The following is a 19,371-nucleotide window of genomic DNA, read 5'->3' as shown; positions in this document are numbered from 1 at the left end:
GAGCTCGCGGCGGGTCCCTGCAGCGGGGCCTGACTCCTCCCCACCCCTCGCACGCTCGCGGCGGGTCGCTCCAGCGGCGCCTGACTCCTCACCCGTCCGGGGGAGGGGCTGCTCAACCCTCCGTCCGATCCCGTCGATCCCCGCACCAGTGGGTCGCCCTCCGGGGTGACCGTCGGTGTCAGGTCGCGCGGCGACGTCCCCTCGGGGCGTCATGGCGCGCCGGGGAGAGGTCGGCTCGGTGGACAGGCGTACGCACAGCGGGGGATCCCATCCCGGGAACCGGGGGATCCGCTGGATCTCCCGGACCCTCGGCGCGGGGCTCACCGCGCTCGTGGTGGTCGGGCTCGTCCCCGGCACGGCCGGCGCGGCGCCCGGCGACGCAGCGGTTGCCGAGGCGCAGGCCGCCCGGGACGCCGCTGCCGCCCAGGTGGGCGCGGTCAGCGCCGAGCTCGCCCGCGCCCAGGCCTCGGCCGACGCGGCCCACCAGAACGCCCAGATCGCGTTGCAGGAGTACGAGGAGCGGCGGGCGGCCCAGGAGGCGGCGCAGGCCGGCGCCGACGCCGCCGCCGCGGCGGCGGCCCAGGCGGCGGCCGACCTCGCCCGCGGTCGGGCACAGGTCGCCGCGTTCGCGCGGTCGAGCTACATGCAGGGCAGCACCGCTCCCGGCGCCGCCGCGCTCATGAGTGCCGAGGGCCCCGCCCAGCTGGTGGAGCGGGCCGCCCTGCTCGACGCGGCCGGCGACCACCGGGTCGACGTGCTGGCCCAGCTGACGGTCCTGGAGGGTCAGGCGGTGGCGGCCGAGGCGGCCGCCCGCGAGGCGGTCGCCGAGGCCGACCGGGCCCGGGCCGAGGCCGCCGGCTCGCTGGCCGCCGCGCAGCAGCAGGAGATGGCCGCCCGCGCGCAGGCCGCGGTACTGGCCGAGCAGCGGCAGACGTGGGAGGCCGAGCTCGCCGCCGCCCAGGAGACCCTCTACGGCGCCGAGGGCGCGCGGGCCGCAGCCGCGGCCGCCGCCGCGGCGGCCGAGGCCGCCCGCGCCCGCCCGCCGGCCCCGGCTCCCTCGCGGAGCTCGTCGTCCGGCGGCTCGTCCTCGGGCGGTGGCTCGTCGGCCGGCGGCGGCTCGTCGTCCGGCGGTGCGTCGTCGGGTGGCGGCTCATCGTCGTCGGGCGGTGGCTCCTCGTCGTCGGGCGGTGGCGGAACGACGGCCGGCGCGCCCTCACGCTCGGCGGTCGACGTCGCCATCTCGGCGGCGAAGTCGCAGCGCGGCCTGCCCTACAGCTGGGGCGGTGGCGACAGCAACGGGCCGACCTACGGCATCCCGCCGGACACGACCATCTTCGGCTTCGACTGCTCCGGGCTCACCCAGTACGCGTACGCGCAGGCCGGCATCGCGATCGGTGGCACCAGCCGGGACCAGTGGTGGCGCTTCCGCGGCTCGACGGTGGCCGCGTCGGACCTGCAGGCCGGCGACCTGGTGTTCTGGGCGTCGGGATCGGCCTACACGTCGATCTACCACGTCGCGCTCTACATCGGGAACGGCCAGGTGGTCCAGGCGCCGCAGAGCAACGACGTCGTCAAGATCTCGTCGATGTGGTTCGGCAGCGACTACTTCGGAGCCGTCCGGCCGACCGGCTGAGCGAGGACGCCGTCGTCCCGACCCCGCGCACGCTCGGGGCGGGCGCCGAAGAGCGGACAGGAAAGGCGTCGGGCAGCCACGGGGGGAGCTGCCCGACGCACCGCCGAGGCTAGCAGCCGCCTCCGGTTGCGGGCAGTGGTGTGGGCACGCCGCGCGAGCGCCCGGTGCGGTGGGGCTCGGCCGCGGGCGCGCCCGGCGGCGGCCACAGCCCCCGTCCAGGAACGTGTAGGACACTGGCGCAGGGACGGGTACTCCGTCCCTGCGCCGGCCTCGCGGAGGCCGCGGACCGGTCCGATCAGGGAGCCCCGTGAGCACCGCTGCCAGCACCCCCCTCGAGAAGACCGCCGGCGCGCCGGTGCCGCCGTCGGTCGACGCGGCCCAGCTCGAGCGGGTGCTGTTCGAGATCAAGCGGGTCATCGTGGGCCAGGACCGGCTCGTGGAGCGGATGCTGGTGTCCCTGCTCGCCCGCGGGCACGTACTGCTCGAGGGTGTGCCCGGCGTCGCCAAGACCCTCGCCGTCGAGACGCTGGCCACCGTCGTCGGCGGCAGGTTCGCCCGCCTGCAGTTCACCCCCGACCTGGTGCCGGCCGACATCATCGGCACGCGCATCTACAAGGCCGGCCAGGACGCCTTCGACACCGAGCTCGGCCCGGTCTTCGCCAACTTCGTGCTCACCGACGAGATCAACCGGGCGCCGGCCAAGGTGCAGTCGGCGCTGCTGGAGGTCATGGCCGAGCGCCAGGTCTCCATCGGCGGGGTCACGCACCCGCTGCCCGAGCCCTTCCTCGTCCTGGCCACGCAGAACCCGATCGAGTCCGAGGGCGTGTACCCGCTGCCCGAGGCCCAGCGGGACCGCTTCCTCATGAAGGTGCTGGTCGACTACCCCAGCCCCGAGGAGGAGCGGGAGATCATCTACCGGATGGGGTCGACCCCTCCGGTCGCCGAGACCGTCCTCGGCCCCGACGACCTGCTCCGCATGCAGCGGACCGCCTCGCAGGTCTTCGTGCACCACGCGCTGGTCGACTACGTCGTCCGGCTCGTCGTCGCCACCCGGGCCCCGCGCGAGCTGGGCATGGAGGACGTCGCCTCGTGGGTCTCCTACGGCGCCAGCCCGCGCGCCTCGCTGGGGCTGATCGCCGCCAGCCGGGCGCTGGCGCTGGTCCGCGGCCGGGACTACGTCCTCCCGCAGGACGTCCTCGACGTCACCGCCGACGTCCTGCGCCACCGGCTGGTGCTCTCCTACGACGCCCTCGCCGACGGCGTGCCGGCCGACCACGTGGTCAAGCGCATCCTCCAGACGGTCCCGCTGCCCCAGGTCACGCCGCGCCAGCGGGCCGGGGGCTTCGGCCCCGGTGTCCCCGGCGGTCCCAGCGTCCCGTCGTTCGGCCCGCCGCAGGGCGCCCCCCAGTTCGCCCCGCCGCAGTTCGGTGCGCCCGGGCCAGGCGGGCCGGGACAGCAGCCGGCGCAGGGCTTCCCGTCGCCGCAGGGCCAGCAGGCGCAGGGCCCGCAGTCGCCCCAGGGTCAGCCGGGTGCCACCGGCAACGGGTACGCCCACGGGGCCTCGTCGGCGTGATCCTCCGCCGCCGCGCCGCCGGTACTGCTCCGGCGGAGCCGGCCGGACCCGCGCCGACCCCCGGCATGAGCCGGGCCGACACACCCGGGTCGGGGGTGGACCCCGGCCGCGGCGACGGTGCGCCGCCGACCTTCGCCGAGGGCCCCGCCGACGTCCTCCTCCAGCGGCTGGAGCTCACCGTCCGCCGCCGTCTCGACGGCCTGCTGCAGGGCGACCACCTCGGGCTGGTGCCGGGGTCGGGCAGCGAGGCCGGCGACTCGCGGACCTACCACCCGGGGGACGACGTCCGGCGGATGGACTGGCCGGTGACCGCTCGCACCCAGGTGCCGCACGTGCGGGAGACGATCGCCGACCGCGAGCTCGAGACCTGGGCGGTCGTGGACCTCTCGGCCAGCCTGGACTTCGGCACCGCCAACTGCCAGAAGCGTGACCTTGCCATCGCCGGCCTGGCCGCGGTCAGCCACCTCACCGTCCGGGGCGGCAACCGGCTGGGAGCCGTGGTCACCACCGGCGAGCGGGTCGACCGCTACCCGGCGATGTCCGGCCGGCTGGCCGCCGACCGGCTGCTGCGCGCCGTCGTCGCCACGCCGCGGGCGTCGGGCGGACGGCGCGGTGACCTCGCCGAGGCGCTGGAGTCGCTGCGTCGTCCGCCGCGGCGCCGCGGGCTGGTCGTGGTCGTCTCGGACTTCCTCGGCTCCGACGCCCACGGCACCGCGGACTGGGAGCGGCCGCTGCGCGGGCTGGCCGGCCGGCACGAGCTGCTGGCCATCGAGGTCGTCGACCCCCGGGAGCTCGAGCTGCCCGACGTCGGCCTGCTGACCGTGGTCGACCCGGAGTCCGGGCAGACGCTGGAGGTGCCCACCGGCGACGCCGAGTTCCGCGCCCGGTTCGCCGCCGGGGCCGCCGCCCAGCGCGAGGCGATCGCCGCGGCGCTGCGCCGGGCGGGCGCCGGTCACCTGCAGCTGCGCACCGACCGCGACTGGCTCATGGACGTCGTCAGATTCGTCGCCGACCGCCGGCGGGCCGGCAGCGGAGGAGCCTCCCGATGACCTTCCAGGCCCCCCTGTGGCTGCTCGGCCTGCTGGCCGTCGCGGCGCTGGTCGCCTTCTACGTGCTGCTGCAACTGCGCCGCAAGGCCTACGCGGCCCGCTTCACCAACGTCGCGCTGCTCGGGACGTTGGTGCCCAAGCGGCCGGGCTGGCGGCGGCACCTGGCGTTCGGGCTGGTCGCGCTGGCACTGGCGGCACTGGTGGTCTCCCTCGCCGTCCCGAGCACCGAGGTCCGGGTGCCGCGGGAGCGGGCGACGGTGATCATGGCCGTGGACGTCTCGCTGTCCATGCAGGCAACCGACATCGAGCCCAGCCGGTTCGAGGCCATGCAGGTCGCGGCCAAGGAGTTCGTCGACGTCCTCCCCGCGCGGATCAACCTGGGCCTGGTCTCCTTCGCCGGGACGGCGACCACCCTGGTGACGCCGACGACCGACCGCGGCCAGGTGCGCAGCGCGATCGACAACCTCGACCTGGCCGAGTCCACGGCGATCGGCGAGGCGGTGTTCACCTCGCTCAACGCGATCGAGAACTACCAGTCGGCGCTGGACGCCGGCGACGAGGAGCTCGCGCCGGCCCGCATCGTGCTGCTGTCCGACGGCTACAACACCGTGGGCCGCGACGACACCCAGGCGGTCGCCGCCGCCGTCGACGCGCAGATCCCGGTGTCCACGATCGCGTTCGGCACCGACTACGGCACGCTCGACATCGACGGCGAGCGGGTACCGGTGCCGGTGGACCGGGCCACGCTGGAGGAGATCGCCGACGAGACCGGCGGCAGCTACAGCGAGGCGGCCAGCGCCGCGGAGCTCGAGCAGGTCTACGAGGACCTCGGCAGCCAGATCGGCTACACCACCGAGCCCCGCGACGTCAGCTACTGGTTCGTCCGCGGCGGCGTGCTGCTCGCGCTGCTCGGGGTCGTCCTCAGCCTGCTCTGGACCAACCGCCTGCTGTGAGGAGGACTCTCCTGGACCCCGCCACTCGCTCACTCGCGGCGGGTCCCCGCAGGAGGGCCGCTAGCGTGCGGGGTCGAGGACGAGCTTGCCGGTGGTGCGGCGGGCCAGCAGGTCCTGGTGGGCCTCGCGGACGGCGGTGAGCGGATAGCGGCCGCCGGAGATCGGCGTCAGTGCGCCGTCGGCCACCAGGGGCAGCAACTCGGTCATCGCGTCGTCCATCATGTGCGGCCGGGCCATGCAGTGGGCCAGCCAGAACCCGATGACCGCCCGGCTCCGCTGCATGAGCGCGCCCGGCGCCACGGACGGGGTGTCCTGCCGCGCCGCCATCCCGTAGGTGACCAGCCGGCCGAACGGGGCGAGCGCCGACAGCGAACCGGTGAACACGTGGCCGCCGGTCATCTCCAGGACGACGTCGACCGGCTTGCCGCCGTTGGCCTCGCGCAGTGCGGCGGCGAAGGCCTTGGGGTCGTCGTCGGCGAGGGCGGGGTCGATCGAGACGTCGGCGCCGAGCTCCTCGGTCAGCGCCCGCTTCTCCGGGCTGGACGCCGTCGCGATGACCCGTCCGGCGCCCCACCGCCTGGCCAGCTGGACGGCGAGCGAGCCGACCCCGCCGGCACCGGCGACGACCACGACGGTCTCCCCGGCGGCCAGGTGCGCGCTGGTGCGCAGCAGGTGCCAGGCGGTCGCGCCCTGCAGGACGACGGCGAGCGCCTGCTCGTCGGTCACCCCGTCGGGCACCGGCCAGGTCAGCCGGGGGTGGGCCGCGACCTTCTGGGCGTAGCCGCCGCCGTCGAGCAGGCCGACCACCCGGGGACCGCCGCCGGCCGCCGTCCCCACGAACTCCGCACCGGGCACCAGCGGCAGCTGCTGGGCGGCCAGGTAGGAGTTCTCGATCTGGTGGGTGTCGGCGTAGTTCACGCCGGCCGTCGAGACGTCGTACAGCTGCTGGCCGGGACCGGCCTCCGGCTCCGGGACGTCGACGACGTTCAGGACCTCGGGCCCACCGAACTCGGTGATCTGCACAGCACGCATGCCGGTGAGGTTAGGGGTCGACGGTCATGCCCAGGGGCCGGCCGCCGATCTGCTCCGTCCGAGGCGGAGGTCGTCCGACACCCGAGGCATCGCACGACCGCCTCGGGTCGAGAGGGCCTGCCCAGACGTCAGTCGAACTCGGGGCGGGAGGGGTGCCAGACCCAGACGTCACCTCGGCCCGGGACAGTCCAGTGAGGTCAGGGGCGTCGTCGGACCGTTGCGCCACGGCGCTCGACGACGGGTGGATGCGGCCGGGGCCACCTCCGCGCCGTGGACCCGTTCAGCCGACGGGCAGCGCCGCGAGCCGGGCGGCCAGTTCCGCGTTGCGACGCAGGAAGGGCACCCATCCGTCGGGCGCCCGGGTGCCGGGCACCGACCGGGTGCAGGCCTCCTGCTCCCAGGTCCGGAGTCGGCCGTCCCGGAGCCGGAGCCGGACCAGGACGTCGTCCACCCAGGCGGTGACGTCCTCGTCGCCTGCCTCGCCGGGCGTGGTGACCCGCTGCGGCGCGACCACCCACTGGACCGCCTCGATCTCGTCCTGGAGCCGGGCCGCGGCCTCGTAGGCCTGCGCCCCGGCCGCGGTGTCGCGCCGGGCGGTCAGGGCGGCCAGTGCGTCGGCGACCGCCGCCGGCTCGCGGTCCAGCACGGACGCCACGGCACTGGCCAGCTGCGCGACGGGGGTGTCCTGTCCACCGCGCACCCGCGCCAGCTCGCGCTCGCCGGCGGTGCGGGTCGGGCCGGCGTGGCTGATCGGGTACAGCCGTTCCAGTCCGGACACGGCCAGCCGCACCTTGCGGGCCCCGAGGTAGGGCCCGAAGCAGCGGACACCCGGTGCCGGCCGGTGCTCGGAGGCCAGGCCGAGGCGCGGCGCCTCGGGCGAGGGGTCGAGGCGGATGCTGACGGGCACCTCCAGGCCGCCGACGATCCGGTTCCACGGTGGCAGCGACCGCTCGAGCAGGTTCCGCTCGGCCCAGGCGGCCTCGTGCGTCGAGTCGCAGACCAGCGCCTCGATCCGGGCGACCCGGAGCACCATCCGCCGCAGGTGGCGGCGGTCCCGAAGGTCGCCCCAGTAGGAGCTGACCCGGCGGCGCAGCTCTCCGGCCCGCCCGACGTACAGCACGCGGCCGCCGTCGTCCCGGAAGCGGTACACGCCCGGAGCGGCCGGCAGTGCGGCGACGGCGTCCGGTCGATCGGGCATGCCCCCATCGTGGGCACGGTTCGGGCGCCGGTGGTGGCGCCGCGCCCCACGGGTCCCAGGCGCCCCACCGGTTCCGCCACGCGACGCGACCGGTGGGGACCTCGGGTCATCGGGTGGTCTGCGCCTCGCGCCGCGGGAGCACCCAGTCGGGCCGCACGTAGTGGCAGGTGTAGCCGAAGGGGATCTTCTGCAGGTAGTCCTGGTGCTCCTCCTCGGCCTCCCAGAACGGGCCGGCCGGGACCACCTCGGTGACGACCTTGCCGGGCCAGAGGCCCGAGGCGTCGACGTCGGCGATCGTGTCGAGCGCGACGCGCCGCTGCTCCTCGTTCGTGTAGAAGATCGCCGAGCGGTAGCTCCGGCCCAGGTCGTTGCCCTGCCGGTCCTTGGTCGACGGGTCGTGGATCTGGAAGAAGAACTCGAGCAGCTCCCGGAACGAGATGACCTCGGGGTCGAAGACGAGCTCGACCGCCTCGGCGTGGTCACCGTGGTTGCGGTACGTGGCGTCGGGGGTGTCGCCGCCGGAGTAGCCGACGCGGGTCGAGATGACGCCGGGGCGCTTGCGCAGCAGCTCCTGGGCGCCCCAGAAGCAGCCGCCGGCGAGGATCGCGGTCTCAGTGGTCACGTGTGCCTCCTTCTGTGTCCAGCACGACGGGTGAACACCGCGAACCGGTCCGGTGTTTCCTCCTCGGCGCCCCAGAGTGCTGACGTGCCGGAGCTGCCCCGGGAGAACGGCCGGACGGAGACCACGGCCGGAGGCTCAAAGGTGTTGACCGGTCACTTGCTTTTTGCAAGCGTGGTCCTCGCCCACACCGGGCCCCACGAGAGGGAGACCGCGATGACCGCGATGTTCGTCAACCTGCCGGTGACCGACCTGGAGCGCGCGAAGGCGTTCTACACGGCGATCGGGTTCACCATCAACCCGCAGTTCACCGACCACAACGCCGCCTGCGTCGTCGTCGAGGACGGCCACAGCTACGTCATGATCCTGGTGCGCGAGTTCTTCCAGACCTTCACCGACCTGCCGATCGGCGACCCGAAGATCAGCCCGTCGGTGTCGACCGCGATCTTCCTCGACAGCCGGGAGCAGGTCGACGCAGCGGTCGCCGACGGCCTCGCCGCGGGCGGCTCGGAGTCGCGACCCGCCTCGGACTACGGGTTCATGTACCAGCGTCAGCTCACCGACCCCGACGGCAACGTCCTCGAGTTCGGCTGGATGGACCCGGTCGCCGCCGAGCAGGGTCCCGAGGCGGTCGCGAACCAGCAGGCCTGAGGTCGGTGACCGCACGCGACTACGGGCAGTACTCCGGCATCGCCCGGGCCCTGGAGCTCGTGGGGGAGCGCTGGGCCCTGCTCATCGTGCGCGACCTGCTCGTCGGGCCGCGCCGCTACGGAGAGCTCGCCGCGGGTCTCCCTCGCATCCCGAGCAACATCCTGGCGGCGCGGCTCAAGGAGCTCCAGGCGGCCGGTGTCATCCGCCGGGCGCCGCGCTCGCGCGTCATCGTCTACGAGCTGACGCCCTACGGCCGTGAGCTCGAGCCGGTCGTGCTGGCGCTCGGCGCCTGGGGGTACAAGGGGATGGGCGATCCCCGGGAGGAGCAGGTCCTCACCCCCGACTCGATGACCATGGACCTGCGCAGCGCCTTCCGGCCGGAGGTGGCGGCGGACCTGCCGGCGACCGCCTACGCGGCGCGCTTCGGTCCCGCCGAGCTGCTCATCCGGGTGGACGGCTCCAGCCTGGACGTGACGCGCGGGGACGGACCGGTCGACCTCGCCTTCGCCGCCGCCGGCGCGAGCATCCGCCGGGTCATCTCCGGCGAGCTCACCCCGGATCGGGCGATCGCCACCGGCGTGGTCGAGGTGCTGCGCGGGCCCGGTGCCCTGCTCGGCCGCTTCGCCAGCACGTTCCACCTCGCCGCCTGAGCGCCGCCCGAGTGGTCCCCCCGCGGGTGCGCCGCTGCTCGTCAGGCGACGTCGGTGCGGGCCTCGCTCAGGTACTCGCGCACCGCCGGCTCGGGGACGCGGAAGGACCGGCCGACGCGGACGGCGCTCAGCTCCCCGCCGTGCACCAGGCGGTACACGGTCATCTTCGACACCCGCATGATCCCGGCGACCTCGGCCACGGTCAGGAAGCTGACCGCCGGGCGGGGGGCGGGGCGCTCCGCGACGGGGCGCACGGCGACGGGGCGCTGGCCCATCGGGCCGACGCCGGAGTACGGGCGGACGCCGGCAGGAACGGAGCGTGCGGCGACGGAGGAGACCGGCACGGCGGGGCGGGTGTACGGGCGCTGGGCGTAGGCGCCCTGGTGGGCGGGGACGGGGGCGGGGCGGGTGGGGGGCAGGGACACGACGTTCTCCTCGGTTCGGTCACGGGACGGTTGGCCGACTCGCTGCCGGCGACTCCGCGCATCTGCGTTGCTACTGAACGTAGGGAAGGGCGGGTGCTGTGGCGAGACGCAGTCCGCACGAGACGAACCGGTCCGGTTCGTCAGGTGTTGACCGTGCGCCGGCCGTGACCGGTGCGTCGCGCGAGGTGACACGCCGAGACGTCGCCTGACCGCCGGTCGACCGCCTGCCCCGCCGGGATCGGCAGGCCGCCGTCGGTCCGCCGCGGCACGGCGTCAGCGCGGAGCCGGGCTCCGCCGTCCGGTCGGGCGTGACGCCGGGCACCGGGGCACCCGGGTCAGCTCCGTCGCTGGCCGGCGAGCTGCGCGCCGACCCATGCCGAGGCGAGTCGGCGCGCGCGCACCAGCGGGTCGTCGGCGGGCAGGCCGGGCGTCGTGGCGGCGCGGGCGAAACGGCCCAGAGCGCCGTCGTAGAGCAGGAGGAGCGTCGCGGCGGCGTCCTCCGGGCTCTCGAGGCCGGCGGCGGAGGCCAGGGCGCCCAGGCGGTCCACGAGCAGGCGCGTGTCGGCTTCCAGCCACCGGTGTCCCGGATGGTCGGCCGGCAGTTCGGTGGCCGCCGCGAGGAATGCGCAGCCCCGGCGGGTGCCCTCTCGCGAGCGGTACCGGGCGACCGCGTCGAACAGCGACAGCAGCCGGTCGACCGGGTCGTCACGCTCGGCCAGGACGTCGTCCCAGGTCTGCCGCCACGCTTCGAGCCGTTGCTCGAGGTAGGCGGCGACCAGGGCGTCCTTGCCGGCGAAGTGTGCGTACATCGTCGCGGGTGCCGCGCCCGCGCGTGCCAGCACCGCGTCCACGCCCGTGGCGGCGATGCCCGCCTCGTAGAAGAGCTCGCCCGCCGCGGCCAGCAGCCGCTCGCGGGCCGGTCGACTGGCCGCTCCCCTCGTCATCCCACTACTGTAACGAGCGTTATGCTGAAACGATCGTTACGCCGCTCCGACGAGCGGGCGCGCGCGCGATCGCTGGTCGTCTCCGGGGTGGCCGTCATCGCCGTCACCTACGGCCTGGCGCGCTACGGCTACGGCCTCCACCTGCCGCAGTTCCGCGCCGCCTTCGGGCTCTCGTCCGGCGCTGCGGGAGCCATCGCGGCGGGCGGCTACGTCGGCTACTGCGGCGCCGCCGTGGTGGCGAGCGGCCTCGTCGGTGGAGGGCGGGCCCGCCAGGCCCTGTGGGCCGCCGGCGGCACCGCGGCGCTCGGCTCGCTGATCGTGGCCGTCGCCTGGAACGGGGCCTCGCTGGCGGTCGGGGCGCTGATCGCCGGGAGCGGTGCCGGCGCCGCCACGCCGGCACTGGTCGCCGCCGTCGCCGGAACGGTCCCGTCCCCGGACCAGGCGCGGGCCCAGGGCCTGGTGAACGGCGGGACCGGGGCCGGCGTGGTCGGCGGCGGCCTGCTGGTGCTGGCGGTCCCCGACGCCTGGCGCTGGTCGTGGGTGGGGTTCGCCGTGCTGGCGCTGCTGGTCACCGCGTGGGCCGACCGCCGCACCCGTTGGCAGTCGGTACGGGACGGCCGGGCCGGTGGTGACGCCCCCGGTCCGGAGGAGCGGTCGACGGTCCGAGGACTCGGCCGGCCGCTGGTCGCCGCGGTGCTCGCCGGCGCCGGTTGCGCCGGAGTCTGGACCTTCGCCCGCGACCTGCTGGCCACCGACGGGGGCCTGTCCCCAGCGGTGACCGGTCTGTTGTGGTGCCTCCTCGGGGCGGCCGGCCTGCTCGGTGGGCTCAGCGGGGTGCTGGTCCGTCGAGTCGGCCTCCGAGCGGCGTGGCGGAGCACCGTGGTGGCCGCCGCCACGGGCACGGCGCTGCTCGGTGTGCTGCCGGGAACGGTGCTGCCCGCGGCGCTCGCCCTCGGGTGCTTCGGCGCTGCCTTCGTCGCGCTGAGCGGTGTGCTGCTCGCCTGGGGCGCGCACCGGAGGCCCGCCGCAGCGCCGGCCGCGGCCGCCGTCCTGTTCGTCGGGCTCACCGTCGGGCAGGCCGCCGGCGCGGTCGTGCTCGGGATGGTCAGCGAGGCCGCCGGGACGGCGACGGCCTTCCTCGCCGCCGGAGCGCTCCTGCTCGTCGCCGCTGCGGTGGCCGAGCGTCGTCCTGCGACGGGTCACGGCTGCAGGTCGACCGCCGTGCGGAACGAGCCGTCCATGTAGAACGGCGTCGAGACGTGCTCGTGGGTGATGAGCCAGCCGCCGTCGGTCCGCCGCAGGCACAGCGTCAGCCGGAACCACATGGCGAAGCCCTCCGCCGACCCCCGGGGGGTCGCGGCCAGCCGCGCGAGGCCGTGGGCGACCGCCACGTCCCCGCCGACCGTGACCGTGAGGTCGCGGGTGCCGTACTCGATCCCCGGCTCGAACGTGGCGAACCACGCCCGGTGGCTGGCGGGGTCGAGCACCTGGGCGGCCGGCTGCCGCAGGGGCGGGGCCAGGTCGAAGACGACGACGTCGGGCGCGTAGCACCCGGCGAGCCGGTCGGCGTCCCGCTGCTCGATCGCGTGGCTCCTGCCCTCGACCACCTCGCGGACCTGCTGCTCCTCGCGCGTCGTCGTGCTCTGGGCCGGCTGTCCGTGCTGCACGCTGGTCATGGCCGTTCCTCTCTCCTCGGATCCCGGTCGGGACCCGTCAGAGGGGTGTCGAAGCCGCGCGGCCGGTTTCGACACGGTGGTGTCGGTGGCGGAAGCGGCCCGAGGAGGACCCGTGCGGTACCTGATCCTGATCCAGAGCAACCCGCAGTCCCGCGCGGTGTGGGAGCAGCTGTCGGACGAGCAGCGGATGGCCTTCGGCCGGGCCCACCTGGCGCTCACCGACGAACTCGCGGGCACCGGGGAACTGGTCGCCTCGGAGGGCCTGCCGGACCCGTCGACCGCCACCCTGGTGAGCGTGCGGAACGGGCGGACGCTCACCAGCGACGGACCGTTCGCCGAGGCCAAGGAGTACCTGGCCGGCTTCTACCTGGTCGACGTCCCCGACCTCGACCGGGCCGTGGCGATCGCCGCCCGGGCACCGGACGCCGCGACCGGCTCGGTGGAGGTGCGGCCCGTCTTCGACATGAGCCAGCTGGACCTGTGACGAGGGCCCGCGGCCGGCCGGGGACCCCGGACCTGGACGACCTGCTGCGCGCGCTGGCACCCCGGGTCCTGACGGCGCTGCTGCGCCGCTGTGGCTCCTTCGACACCTGCGAGGACGCCGTCCAGGACGCGCTGATGGCGGCCGCCACCCAGTGGCCGGACGAGGGGGTGCCCGCCAACCCCGCCGGCTGGCTGGTCACCGTCGCGTCCCGGCGGTGGACCGACGCCTGGCGGCAGGACGTCGCCCGTCGCCGCCGGGAGGAGTCGGTGGCGGCGCTGGAGCCGGAGGAGCCGGTCGTCGTCGGGTCCGCCGACGACACGCTCACCCTGTTCCTGCTCTGCTGCCACCCCGCGGTCCCGCCGGACGCGCAGGTGCCGCTCACGCTCCGCGCGGTGGGCGGCCTGAGCACCGTGGAGATCGCCGGCGCGCTGCTCGTGCCCCCGGCGACGGTCGGCCAGCGGATCAGCCGGGCCAAGCAGCGGATCAGGGCCAGCGGTGCGCGGTTCGAGCTGCCCTTTCCCGGTGAACGCGCGCAGCGGGTCGCCGCCGTCCGGGACGTCCTCTACCTGATGTTCACCGAGGGGCACACCGCCAGTTCCGGAGCCGCCCTGCACCGGGTCGACCTCAGCAGCGAGGCGATCCGGCTGACCCGGCAGCTGCACGGAGCCCTGCCGGAGGACGGCGAGACGGCCGGTCTGCTCGCCCTGATGCTCCTCACGGATGCCCGCCGCCCGGCGCGGACCCGGCCCGACGGCAGCCTCGTGCCCCTGGCCGAGCAGGACCGCGGCCGCTGGGACCGGGCGGCGATCACGGAGGGGACCGCGCTCGTCTCCGCCGCCCTCGCCGCCACGCCGATCGGCGCCTTCCAGCTGCAGGCGGCGATCGCCGCCGTCCACGACGAGGCCGCGTCGGTCGAGGACACCGACTGGCGGCAGGTCCTCGGGCTGTACGAGCTGCTCGGCACCGTCGACCCCGGCCCCATGGTGGCCCTGAACCGGGTCGTCGCCGTCGCCGAGGTGCACGGGCCGGCGGCCGGCCTGGTCGAGCTCGGCACCCTGCTCGCCGGCTCCGCCGCCGCCCTCGCCGAGCACCACCGGACCATCGCGGTGCACGCCCACCTGCTGGAACTCGCGGGGGACGCCGACGCCGCGCGCGGCGCGTACGAGCGGGCCGCGCGCCGGACCCTCAACCTGCCCGAGCGCCGCTACCTGGAACGACGCGCCGACCGCTTGCGTGGCGACGTCGGGGACCCGCCGCGGCGTTGACCGGCCCCGGGAGCATCCGGCGCCCGGACGACGGCGACGCCGGCGGCGTGCCCTCGCGCTGCCTGTGGTTGGCTTCCCGACTGGCGGCCACCGGAGCCGCTGGGGACGAGGTCCCCCCGGTCCGTCGAGCGGACCGGTGGCGAGCCGGGAGCCGCCCGAGCGGAGCCCCGCCGCACCGAGGACCTGGAGAGTGGGGACGATGGAGCAGGCCACCCTGCCGGCCGACCGGATCCTGGACGACGCGACGCGGATCGCCGATCAGCTGCTGGAGGTCCAGACCCGGGTGAACGGGCAGATCGACGCCGCCCTGGCGGAACTGCTGCCCGGCGTCCAGCAGCGGCTGGGCGTCGCAGCCGCGGACGAGGTCGACCTGTCCGACCTGGTGAACGCGCGGATCACCGGTCTGAGCGTCGTCGTCACGCCGGCGGCGGTCGCGGCCGTCGTCCCGCTGCCGGCGGCGTCGGCTGCGACGACGCGAGCCGGGCGCAAGGCCGCCACCGACATCGTCGAGGGCCGCGACGACCGGCTGGCCGTCATCGCCGGCCCCTGCTCCATCCACGACCCGGTCGCCGCCCTGGAGTACGCCGGCTTCATCGCGCGCATGCGGGAGCGGCACGGTGCCGACCTCGAGATCCTGATGCGGACGTACACCGAGAAGCCGCGGACCGAGGTCGACTGGAAGGGCTTCGCCTACGACCCGTTCCTCGACGGATCGAGCCGCATCAGCGTCGGGCTCGTCGCGACCCGGATGCTCATGTGCGGCATCACCGCCCTCGGCGTACCGGTGGCCGCCGAACCGCTGAACGCGCTGACGCCGCAGTACGTCAACGGGCTGGTCACCTACAACGGTGTCGGCGCGCGCAACGTCACCGACCAGACAGCCCGGGAGCGCGTGTCCGGCTTCTCCTCCGTCGTCGGCTTCAAGAACTCGCCGGAGGGCAGCATCGAGGCCGCCATCCAGGCGGTCCGGAGCGCGCGGGCGCCGCACGAGTTCCTGGGCGTCGACCACCACGGGGTGAGCGCCCAGCTGTCGACGACCGGCAACGAGACCGGCCACGTGATCCTGCGCGGGGACAAGTCCGGGCCGAACTACTCGGCGGCCCACATCGCCGACACCAAGCGGCAGCTGTCGGAACGGGGTCTGCCGGAGGTGGTGGTGGTCGACGCCTCCCACGGCAACAGCCAGAAGGACCACCGGCGCCAGGTCGACGTCGTGCGCGACCTGGCCGGGCAGATCGCGGGCGGGGAGCAGGCGATCCGCGGCGTGATGATCGAGAGCAACCTCGTGGCCGGCCGCCAGGACCTGGACCGCGGGCGACCGGCGACGCTGGAGTACGGGAAGAGCGTCACCGACGCCTGCGTCGACCTCGCGACGACGGAGACGCTGCTGGCCGAGCTGGCCGAGGCCGCCCGGGCGCGGCGCGCCACCCGCGCGGGTGAGTAGCAGCGCGGGCTGATCGCGCGCACCCCCGTCCCCGGCCGTCGTGGGTGGCCTGCGAGATGCCCGGGACCGGCGAGCCGCGATGCCGGCGTGGCTGGTCGGCGACGACACCGATCGCGCCCGCTGCACCGACGTGCACCACCGGTTCGCCGACGCGCCGCTGTTCGGGCTCGCCATCGGCTGGGGTGGTCCCTCGGCCCGTCGTCACCGGCGCGTCCCGGTCCGGCGGCGGATCAGACCTCGCTGGTCAGGCGGATGGTGCGCAGCCGCCGGCCCGCGTACCAGGTGGCGCCGAGGGTCACCGCCAGGAGCAGGACCACCCCGGCGGGGAGGCCGACCGCCGACGTCACGCCCAGCTGCCCGGCCCGGGAGCCGACGACCTCGTCGGCGATCGCCAGCGCCCACTGCTGGATGCTCAGCGCCTGCGCACCCGGCACGAACTGGCCGATCAGCGTCTCCCAGACCAGCGCGTACAGCAGGCCGACCACGACGGCGTTGCGGGTGACGACCGCCAGCAGCACGAACAGCGCGCAGTAGGCGATGCCGGCGACGGCCGCCGCGAGGCCGAACGCCACCGCCAGCGTGCCCGCCGTCCCGGTCAGCAGGACCCCGGCCGCGAACGTCGGGACGGCCCCCAGCGCGGTCACGACGGCCACCGCCACCAGCAGCTTCGTCACGACGATCGAGTGCCGGTCCAGCGGCTTGGCGAGCACGTACACGATCGAGCCGTCGTCGATCTCCGGCCCGATCGCGCCCGTGCCGGCGATCAGGCCGAGCAGCGGCACCAGCGTGCCCAGGGCGAACCCGCCGAGCAGTCCGACGGCCAGGTCCTCCTCGGTGCCCGCGAGCGCCCGCGCCACCCCCGACAGGGCGAGGAGCACGGCCGGCAGGAGCAGCAGCAGCAGGGCACGTCGGCGTCCGAGCAGGCTGCGGGCGGTCAGCCGGGCGACGGTCGCGTTCACCGCGACACCAGGTAGGTGAAGACGCTCTCCAGGGACTCGTCCGCCGGGCTCACCTCGTACAGCCGGATGCCGTGGCGGCGGGCCAGCCGCGGCAGCACCCGGACGAACGCGGCGAAGTCCAGGGCCTGGACGTGCAGGCCGCCGGAGCCGCTCCGCCCGCCGTGGCCGGTGCTGCGCTGACCCGGGTCGAGCTGCACCCCCGACACGCTCGCCTCGGCCATGATGGCCGACGCCAGCGTGCGGTCGTCGTCCGAGCGGATCGTGTACTGGTGCGGCCGCTCGGTCATGAGGCGCCGGATCTCGCGGAAGTCGCCGGAGGCCGCGTGCCGGCCGGCGACCATGACCTGGATGTCGGTGGCGATCTGCTCCACCTCCTCCAAGATGTGCGAGCTGAACAGGACGGTCCGCCCCTGCCGGCCCATGTCCCGGAGGAGGTCCATCAGCTGGAGGCGCTGGCGGGGGTCCATGCCGTTGAACGGCTCGTCGAGCAGCAGCACCGGCGGGTCGTGCACCAGCGCGGTGGCCATCTTGACCCGCTGCTTCATGCCCTTGGAGTAGGTCGCGATGCCCCGGTCCTGCGCACCGGTCATCTCCACCGTCTCCAGGGCCCGGCGGGCAGCGGACTCCGGATCCGGCAGCCGGTGCAGCCGGGCGTTGGCCAGCACGAACTGCCAGCCGGTGACGATGTCGTACATGGCCTCGCGCTCGGGGACGAGGCCGATCCGGCGGTAGACGTCCTCGTTGCGCCAGATCGTCTCGCCGTCCAGGGTGACCGAGCCGCTGGAGGGGGCCAGGAGCCCGCCCATCATGTGGATGAGCGTGGACTTGCCCGCGCCGTTGGGTCCGAGCAGGCCGGTGACGCCCGGGCCGATCGTCATGGTCACGTCGTTGACGGCGACGACGTTGCCGAACCAGCAGGACACCTGCTCGATGCTCACCGTGGTCATGCGCCGGTCACCCTCCGGTAGCGACGGAGGAGGACGCCGTAGCAGGCCAGGACGACCAGCGCGGTGACGGCGGTGAAGACGAGCGTGCCGACGGCGCCCGGTGGCCCGGCCGGCAGCGGACTGTCGGTGCCGACCAGCTCCCGGGTGACCCCGTCGACGAGGCTGAACGGCGAGACCAGGCCGGTGTAGCCGGCGGCCGTGTCCGCGCCCTGCTCCACCGCGATGGCCTGCGCCGCCGTCTGGACGCCGGACAGGACCAGCAGCACCGCGACGATGGCCGCGACGCCGAGGCCCCTCCTCGGCGTGAAGGCGGCCAGCACGAGCCCCAACCCGGCGAGCACGACCGCCAGGAGGACCGCGTACACCAGGGCGCGCAGGTAGTCGGGCAGGTGCTCACCCACCGGCATCTCGGCCAGCAGGGCCCCGGCGAACAGGATGGTCAGCGGCGCGGCGAGCAGGAGGAAGACCGCCGTCGCCAGGGCGGCGTACCGGGCCTGGACGTAGTCGACGGGCCGCATGGGGCGGGAGAAGTAGAGGGGCATGATCCCGAACCGCAGGTCGCGCGAGACGCTCACCGGCGCCTGGGCGGCGACGAAGACCGCCACGACCACCTGCAGCTGGACCAGGTAGGTCGTGTACCCGACGGGCAGCTCGTCGCCACCGGTGACCGACGCGACGACGACGATGACGAGGGTCGGCACGCACATGGCCGCGAACAGGAGCATCGGCATGACCTTGGTGCGCGCCGCCCGGCCCAGGCCGTAGGCGCCCTTGGCGCTGTCCGCGTACAGGGACCGGCGGATGTAGGCGCGTCCCAGCCGCGGGCCGTCGTAGTGGCGGTACCCGATGTCGTGGATGACCCCGAGCTCCCGGGCGTCCCTGACCGGTTCAGGCGGCACCGGGCCCACCTCCCTCGTCCGCGGTGCGGGTGAACAACTCGGCCATGCGGTGCCGGCGTCGCTCCATCCGGACGAGGCCCACGCCGAGGTCGTCGGCGCCGTCCCGGACGAGGTCGTAGGTGGCGTCGCCGCGCAACCCCACCTCGAGCAGCCGCCCGACCAGGTGCACGTCGAGGCCGGCCTGCCGCAGCCGCGCGGCGACCTCGTTCTCCCGCGCGTCGACCTCGACGACGACCACCGAGCTGGCGGCGGTCACGTCGGCGGTCGACGACGAGCGCAGCAGCCGGCCGCCGTCGATGACGATCACGGAGTCGCACACCCGCTCCAGCTCACCCAGCAGGTGGGAGGTGACCAGCACGGAGATGCCGAAGTCGGTGCCGATGCGGCGGATCAGGCCCAGCATGTCGTCCCGCCCGGCCGGGTCCAGCCCGTTGGTCGGCTCGTCGAGCAGCACCAGCGCGGGGTCGTGCGCGAGGGCCTGGGCGAGCTTCACCCGCTGACGCATGCCGGTGGAGTAGCCGCCCATGGGCCGGTAGCGCTCCTCGTACAGGCCCACGTGCCGCAGCGTGTCCGCGGTCCGCTCCCGGGCGGCCGTCTTCGGCAGGCCGGACAGCCGCGCCATCTGCACGACGAACTCGGTGGCCGACACGTCCGGGGGGAGGCAGTCGTGCTCGGGCATGTACCCGACCCGCTCCCGGATGGTGGCTCCGGCGGTGGCCACGTCCAGGCCCAGGACGCTCACCCGGCCCGACGTCGCCGGCAGCAGGCCGAGCAGGATCTTCAGCAGCGTCGACTTGCCGGCGCCGTTGGCGCCGACCAGGCCCACCACGCCCGGCGCGACGTCGACGGTGAGGTCGTCGACCGCCGTCACCGCGCCGAACCGCCGGGTCAGCCCGGAGGTGGCGATCAACGGCGCGTCCGGGGCGGCCGCGGCACCGGTTCCGGTGGTGGTCACGGTCCTCCTCCATGG

The 19,371-nt window shown here is 75.0% G+C and carries 20 protein-coding genes; 10 read left to right on the top strand and 10 right to left on the bottom strand.

Annotation, left to right across the window (positions count from 1 at the left end):
* Window positions 1-238 precede the first annotated feature (238 nt).
* From GCU56_RS25205 to GCU56_RS12775, 4 genes are all read left to right on the top strand, one after another.
* Window positions 239-1,633 carry a C40 family peptidase gene (locus GCU56_RS25205; protein WP_345771814.1) on the top strand — a complete coding sequence of 465 codons (1,395 nt, stop codon included), beginning with the start codon at window positions 239-241 and terminating at the stop codon, window positions 1,631-1,633.
* Between the two features lie 307 nt (window positions 1,634-1,940).
* Window positions 1,941-3,206: an AAA family ATPase gene (locus GCU56_RS12785; RefSeq protein ID WP_440588744.1), complete on the top strand. Its 1,266-nt coding sequence runs from the start codon at window positions 1,941-1,943 to the stop codon at window positions 3,204-3,206.
* 65 nt (window positions 3,207-3,271) lie between these two features.
* On the top strand, window positions 3,272-4,255 hold the full coding sequence (locus tag GCU56_RS12780; RefSeq protein ID WP_163482121.1) for a DUF58 domain-containing protein: 984 nt from the start codon (window positions 3,272-3,274) through the stop codon (window positions 4,253-4,255).
* On the top strand, window positions 4,252-5,208 hold the full coding sequence (locus GCU56_RS12775; RefSeq protein ID WP_163482120.1) for a VWA domain-containing protein: 957 nt from the start codon (window positions 4,252-4,254) through the stop codon (window positions 5,206-5,208). The genes GCU56_RS12780 and GCU56_RS12775 overlap by 4 nt, the downstream gene beginning before the upstream one ends.
* 60 nt (window positions 5,209-5,268) lie before the next feature.
* Here the strand turns inward: GCU56_RS12775 and GCU56_RS12770 are convergent, their stop codons facing one another.
* The 3 genes from GCU56_RS12770 to msrA all read right to left on the bottom strand — a co-directional run bounded on the left by GCU56_RS12770 (window position 5,269) and on the right by msrA (window position 8,060).
* Window positions 5,269-6,240: a quinone oxidoreductase family protein gene (locus GCU56_RS12770; RefSeq protein ID WP_163482119.1), complete on the bottom strand. Its 972-nt coding sequence runs from the start codon at window positions 6,238-6,240 to the stop codon at window positions 5,269-5,271.
* Between the two features lie 280 nt (window positions 6,241-6,520).
* Window positions 6,521-7,438, bottom strand: a complete 918-nt coding sequence (locus tag GCU56_RS12765) for a hypothetical protein (RefSeq protein ID WP_163482118.1) — start codon at window positions 7,436-7,438, stop codon at window positions 6,521-6,523.
* A 106-nt stretch (window positions 7,439-7,544) separates the two neighbouring features.
* Window positions 7,545-8,060 (bottom strand): peptide-methionine (S)-S-oxide reductase MsrA, encoded by a 516-nt coding sequence (gene msrA / locus GCU56_RS12760; protein ID WP_163482117.1) that lies wholly within the window; start codon window positions 8,058-8,060, stop codon window positions 7,545-7,547.
* A 213-nt stretch (window positions 8,061-8,273) separates the two neighbouring features.
* Between msrA and GCU56_RS12755 the strand changes: the two genes are divergently transcribed.
* Window positions 8,274-8,708, top strand: coding sequence for a VOC family protein (locus GCU56_RS12755; protein ID WP_163482116.1), 435 nt, complete (start codon window positions 8,274-8,276; stop codon window positions 8,706-8,708).
* A 5-nt stretch (window positions 8,709-8,713) separates the two neighbouring features.
* A complete protein-coding gene (locus tag GCU56_RS12750; protein ID WP_163482115.1) occupies window positions 8,714-9,358 on the top strand; it encodes a winged helix-turn-helix transcriptional regulator in 645 nt (214 codons plus the stop codon).
* A 41-nt stretch (window positions 9,359-9,399) separates the two neighbouring features.
* Here the strand turns inward: GCU56_RS12750 and GCU56_RS25865 are convergent, their stop codons facing one another.
* Window positions 9,400-9,783 carry a helix-turn-helix domain-containing protein gene (locus GCU56_RS25865; protein ID WP_440588743.1) on the bottom strand — a complete coding sequence of 128 codons (384 nt, stop codon included), beginning with the start codon at window positions 9,781-9,783 and terminating at the stop codon, window positions 9,400-9,402.
* Window positions 9,784-10,118: 335 nt separating this feature from the next.
* On the bottom strand, window positions 10,119-10,727 hold the full coding sequence (locus GCU56_RS12740) for a TetR/AcrR family transcriptional regulator (RefSeq protein ID WP_163482114.1): 609 nt from the start codon (window positions 10,725-10,727) through the stop codon (window positions 10,119-10,121).
* Between the two features lie 21 nt (window positions 10,728-10,748).
* Here GCU56_RS12740 and GCU56_RS12735 point away from each other — a divergent pair, with 21 nt between their 5' ends.
* Entirely contained in the window at window positions 10,749-11,972 is a 1,224-nt protein-coding gene (locus GCU56_RS12735; protein WP_163482113.1) for an MFS transporter, read from the top strand.
* On the opposite strand, the gene GCU56_RS12730 is transcribed toward GCU56_RS12735, so the two are convergent.
* Window positions 11,927-12,403 (bottom strand): YybH family protein, encoded by a 477-nt coding sequence (locus GCU56_RS12730; protein WP_163482112.1) that lies wholly within the window; start codon window positions 12,401-12,403, stop codon window positions 11,927-11,929. The genes GCU56_RS12735 and GCU56_RS12730 overlap by 46 nt on opposite strands.
* Before the next feature lie 112 nt (window positions 12,404-12,515).
* Between GCU56_RS12730 and GCU56_RS12725 the strand changes: the two genes are divergently transcribed.
* The 3 genes from GCU56_RS12725 (at window position 12,516) to GCU56_RS12715 (ending at window position 15,596) form a co-directional block, all read left to right on the top strand.
* Window positions 12,516-12,887, top strand: coding sequence for a YciI family protein (locus GCU56_RS12725; RefSeq protein WP_163482111.1), 372 nt, complete (start codon window positions 12,516-12,518; stop codon window positions 12,885-12,887).
* Complete coding sequence (locus GCU56_RS12720) at window positions 12,884-14,152, top strand: RNA polymerase sigma factor (protein ID WP_345771813.1); 1,269 nt, start codon at window positions 12,884-12,886, stop codon at window positions 14,150-14,152. The genes GCU56_RS12725 and GCU56_RS12720 overlap by 4 nt, the downstream gene beginning before the upstream one ends.
* Window positions 14,153-14,351: 199 nt before the next feature.
* Window positions 14,352-15,596 carry a 3-deoxy-7-phosphoheptulonate synthase gene (locus tag GCU56_RS12715; protein WP_163482110.1) on the top strand — a complete coding sequence of 415 codons (1,245 nt, stop codon included), beginning with the start codon at window positions 14,352-14,354 and terminating at the stop codon, window positions 15,594-15,596.
* A gap of 230 nt (window positions 15,597-15,826) precedes the next feature.
* On the opposite strand, the gene GCU56_RS12710 is transcribed toward GCU56_RS12715, so the two are convergent.
* The 4 genes from GCU56_RS12710 to GCU56_RS12695 are packed head-to-tail and all read right to left on the bottom strand — an operon-like array spanning window position 15,827 to window position 19,356.
* Window positions 15,827-16,555, bottom strand: a complete 729-nt coding sequence (locus tag GCU56_RS12710) for an ABC transporter permease subunit (protein ID WP_163482109.1) — start codon at window positions 16,553-16,555, stop codon at window positions 15,827-15,829.
* A complete protein-coding gene (locus tag GCU56_RS12705) occupies window positions 16,552-17,502 on the bottom strand; it encodes an ABC transporter ATP-binding protein (protein WP_163482108.1) in 951 nt (316 codons plus the stop codon). Before GCU56_RS12705 ends, GCU56_RS12710 begins: the two co-directional genes overlap by 4 nt.
* Window positions 17,499-18,401: an ABC transporter permease gene (locus GCU56_RS12700; RefSeq protein WP_163482107.1), complete on the bottom strand. Its 903-nt coding sequence runs from the start codon at window positions 18,399-18,401 to the stop codon at window positions 17,499-17,501. The genes GCU56_RS12705 and GCU56_RS12700 overlap by 4 nt, the downstream gene beginning before the upstream one ends.
* Window positions 18,391-19,356 carry an ABC transporter ATP-binding protein gene (locus tag GCU56_RS12695; RefSeq protein WP_345771812.1) on the bottom strand — a complete coding sequence of 322 codons (966 nt, stop codon included), beginning with the start codon at window positions 19,354-19,356 and terminating at the stop codon, window positions 18,391-18,393. The genes GCU56_RS12700 and GCU56_RS12695 overlap by 11 nt, the downstream gene beginning before the upstream one ends.
* Window positions 19,357-19,371 lie beyond the last annotated feature (15 nt).

Source organism: Geodermatophilus sabuli, from assembly GCF_010686765.1.
In the GTDB taxonomy this organism is placed as follows: Bacteria; Actinomycetota; Actinomycetes; order Mycobacteriales; family Geodermatophilaceae; genus Geodermatophilus; species Geodermatophilus sabuli_A.
The sequence above is the reverse complement of the archived record's forward strand: the minus strand, read 5'-3'. Positions and strand labels throughout refer to the sequence as shown.

Coding starts and splice junctions, on each gene's coding strand:
- GCU56_RS12780 (WP_163482121.1), top strand. CDS start 3,272: ATGAGCCGGGCCGACACACCCGGGTCGGGGGTGGACCCCGGCCGCGGC.
- GCU56_RS12775 (WP_163482120.1), top strand. CDS start 4,252: ATGACCTTCCAGGCCCCCCTGTGGCTGCTCGGCCTGCTGGCCGTCGCG.
- GCU56_RS12770 (WP_163482119.1), bottom strand. CDS start 6,240: ATGCGTGCTGTGCAGATCACCGAGTTCGGTGGGCCCGAGGTCCTGAAC.
- GCU56_RS12765 (WP_163482118.1), bottom strand. CDS start 7,438: ATGCCCGATCGACCGGACGCCGTCGCCGCACTGCCGGCCGCTCCGGGC.
- GCU56_RS12755 (WP_163482116.1), top strand. CDS start 8,274: ATGACCGCGATGTTCGTCAACCTGCCGGTGACCGACCTGGAGCGCGCG.
- GCU56_RS12740 (WP_163482114.1), bottom strand. CDS start 10,727: ATGACGAGGGGAGCGGCCAGTCGACCGGCCCGCGAGCGGCTGCTGGCC.
- GCU56_RS12735 (WP_163482113.1), top strand. CDS start 10,749: ATGCTGAAACGATCGTTACGCCGCTCCGACGAGCGGGCGCGCGCGCGA.
- GCU56_RS12730 (WP_163482112.1), bottom strand. CDS start 12,403: ATGACCAGCGTGCAGCACGGACAGCCGGCCCAGAGCACGACGACGCGC.
- GCU56_RS12715 (WP_163482110.1), top strand. CDS start 14,352: ATGGAGCAGGCCACCCTGCCGGCCGACCGGATCCTGGACGACGCGACG.
- GCU56_RS12705 (WP_163482108.1), bottom strand. CDS start 17,502: ATGACCACGGTGAGCATCGAGCAGGTGTCCTGCTGGTTCGGCAACGTC.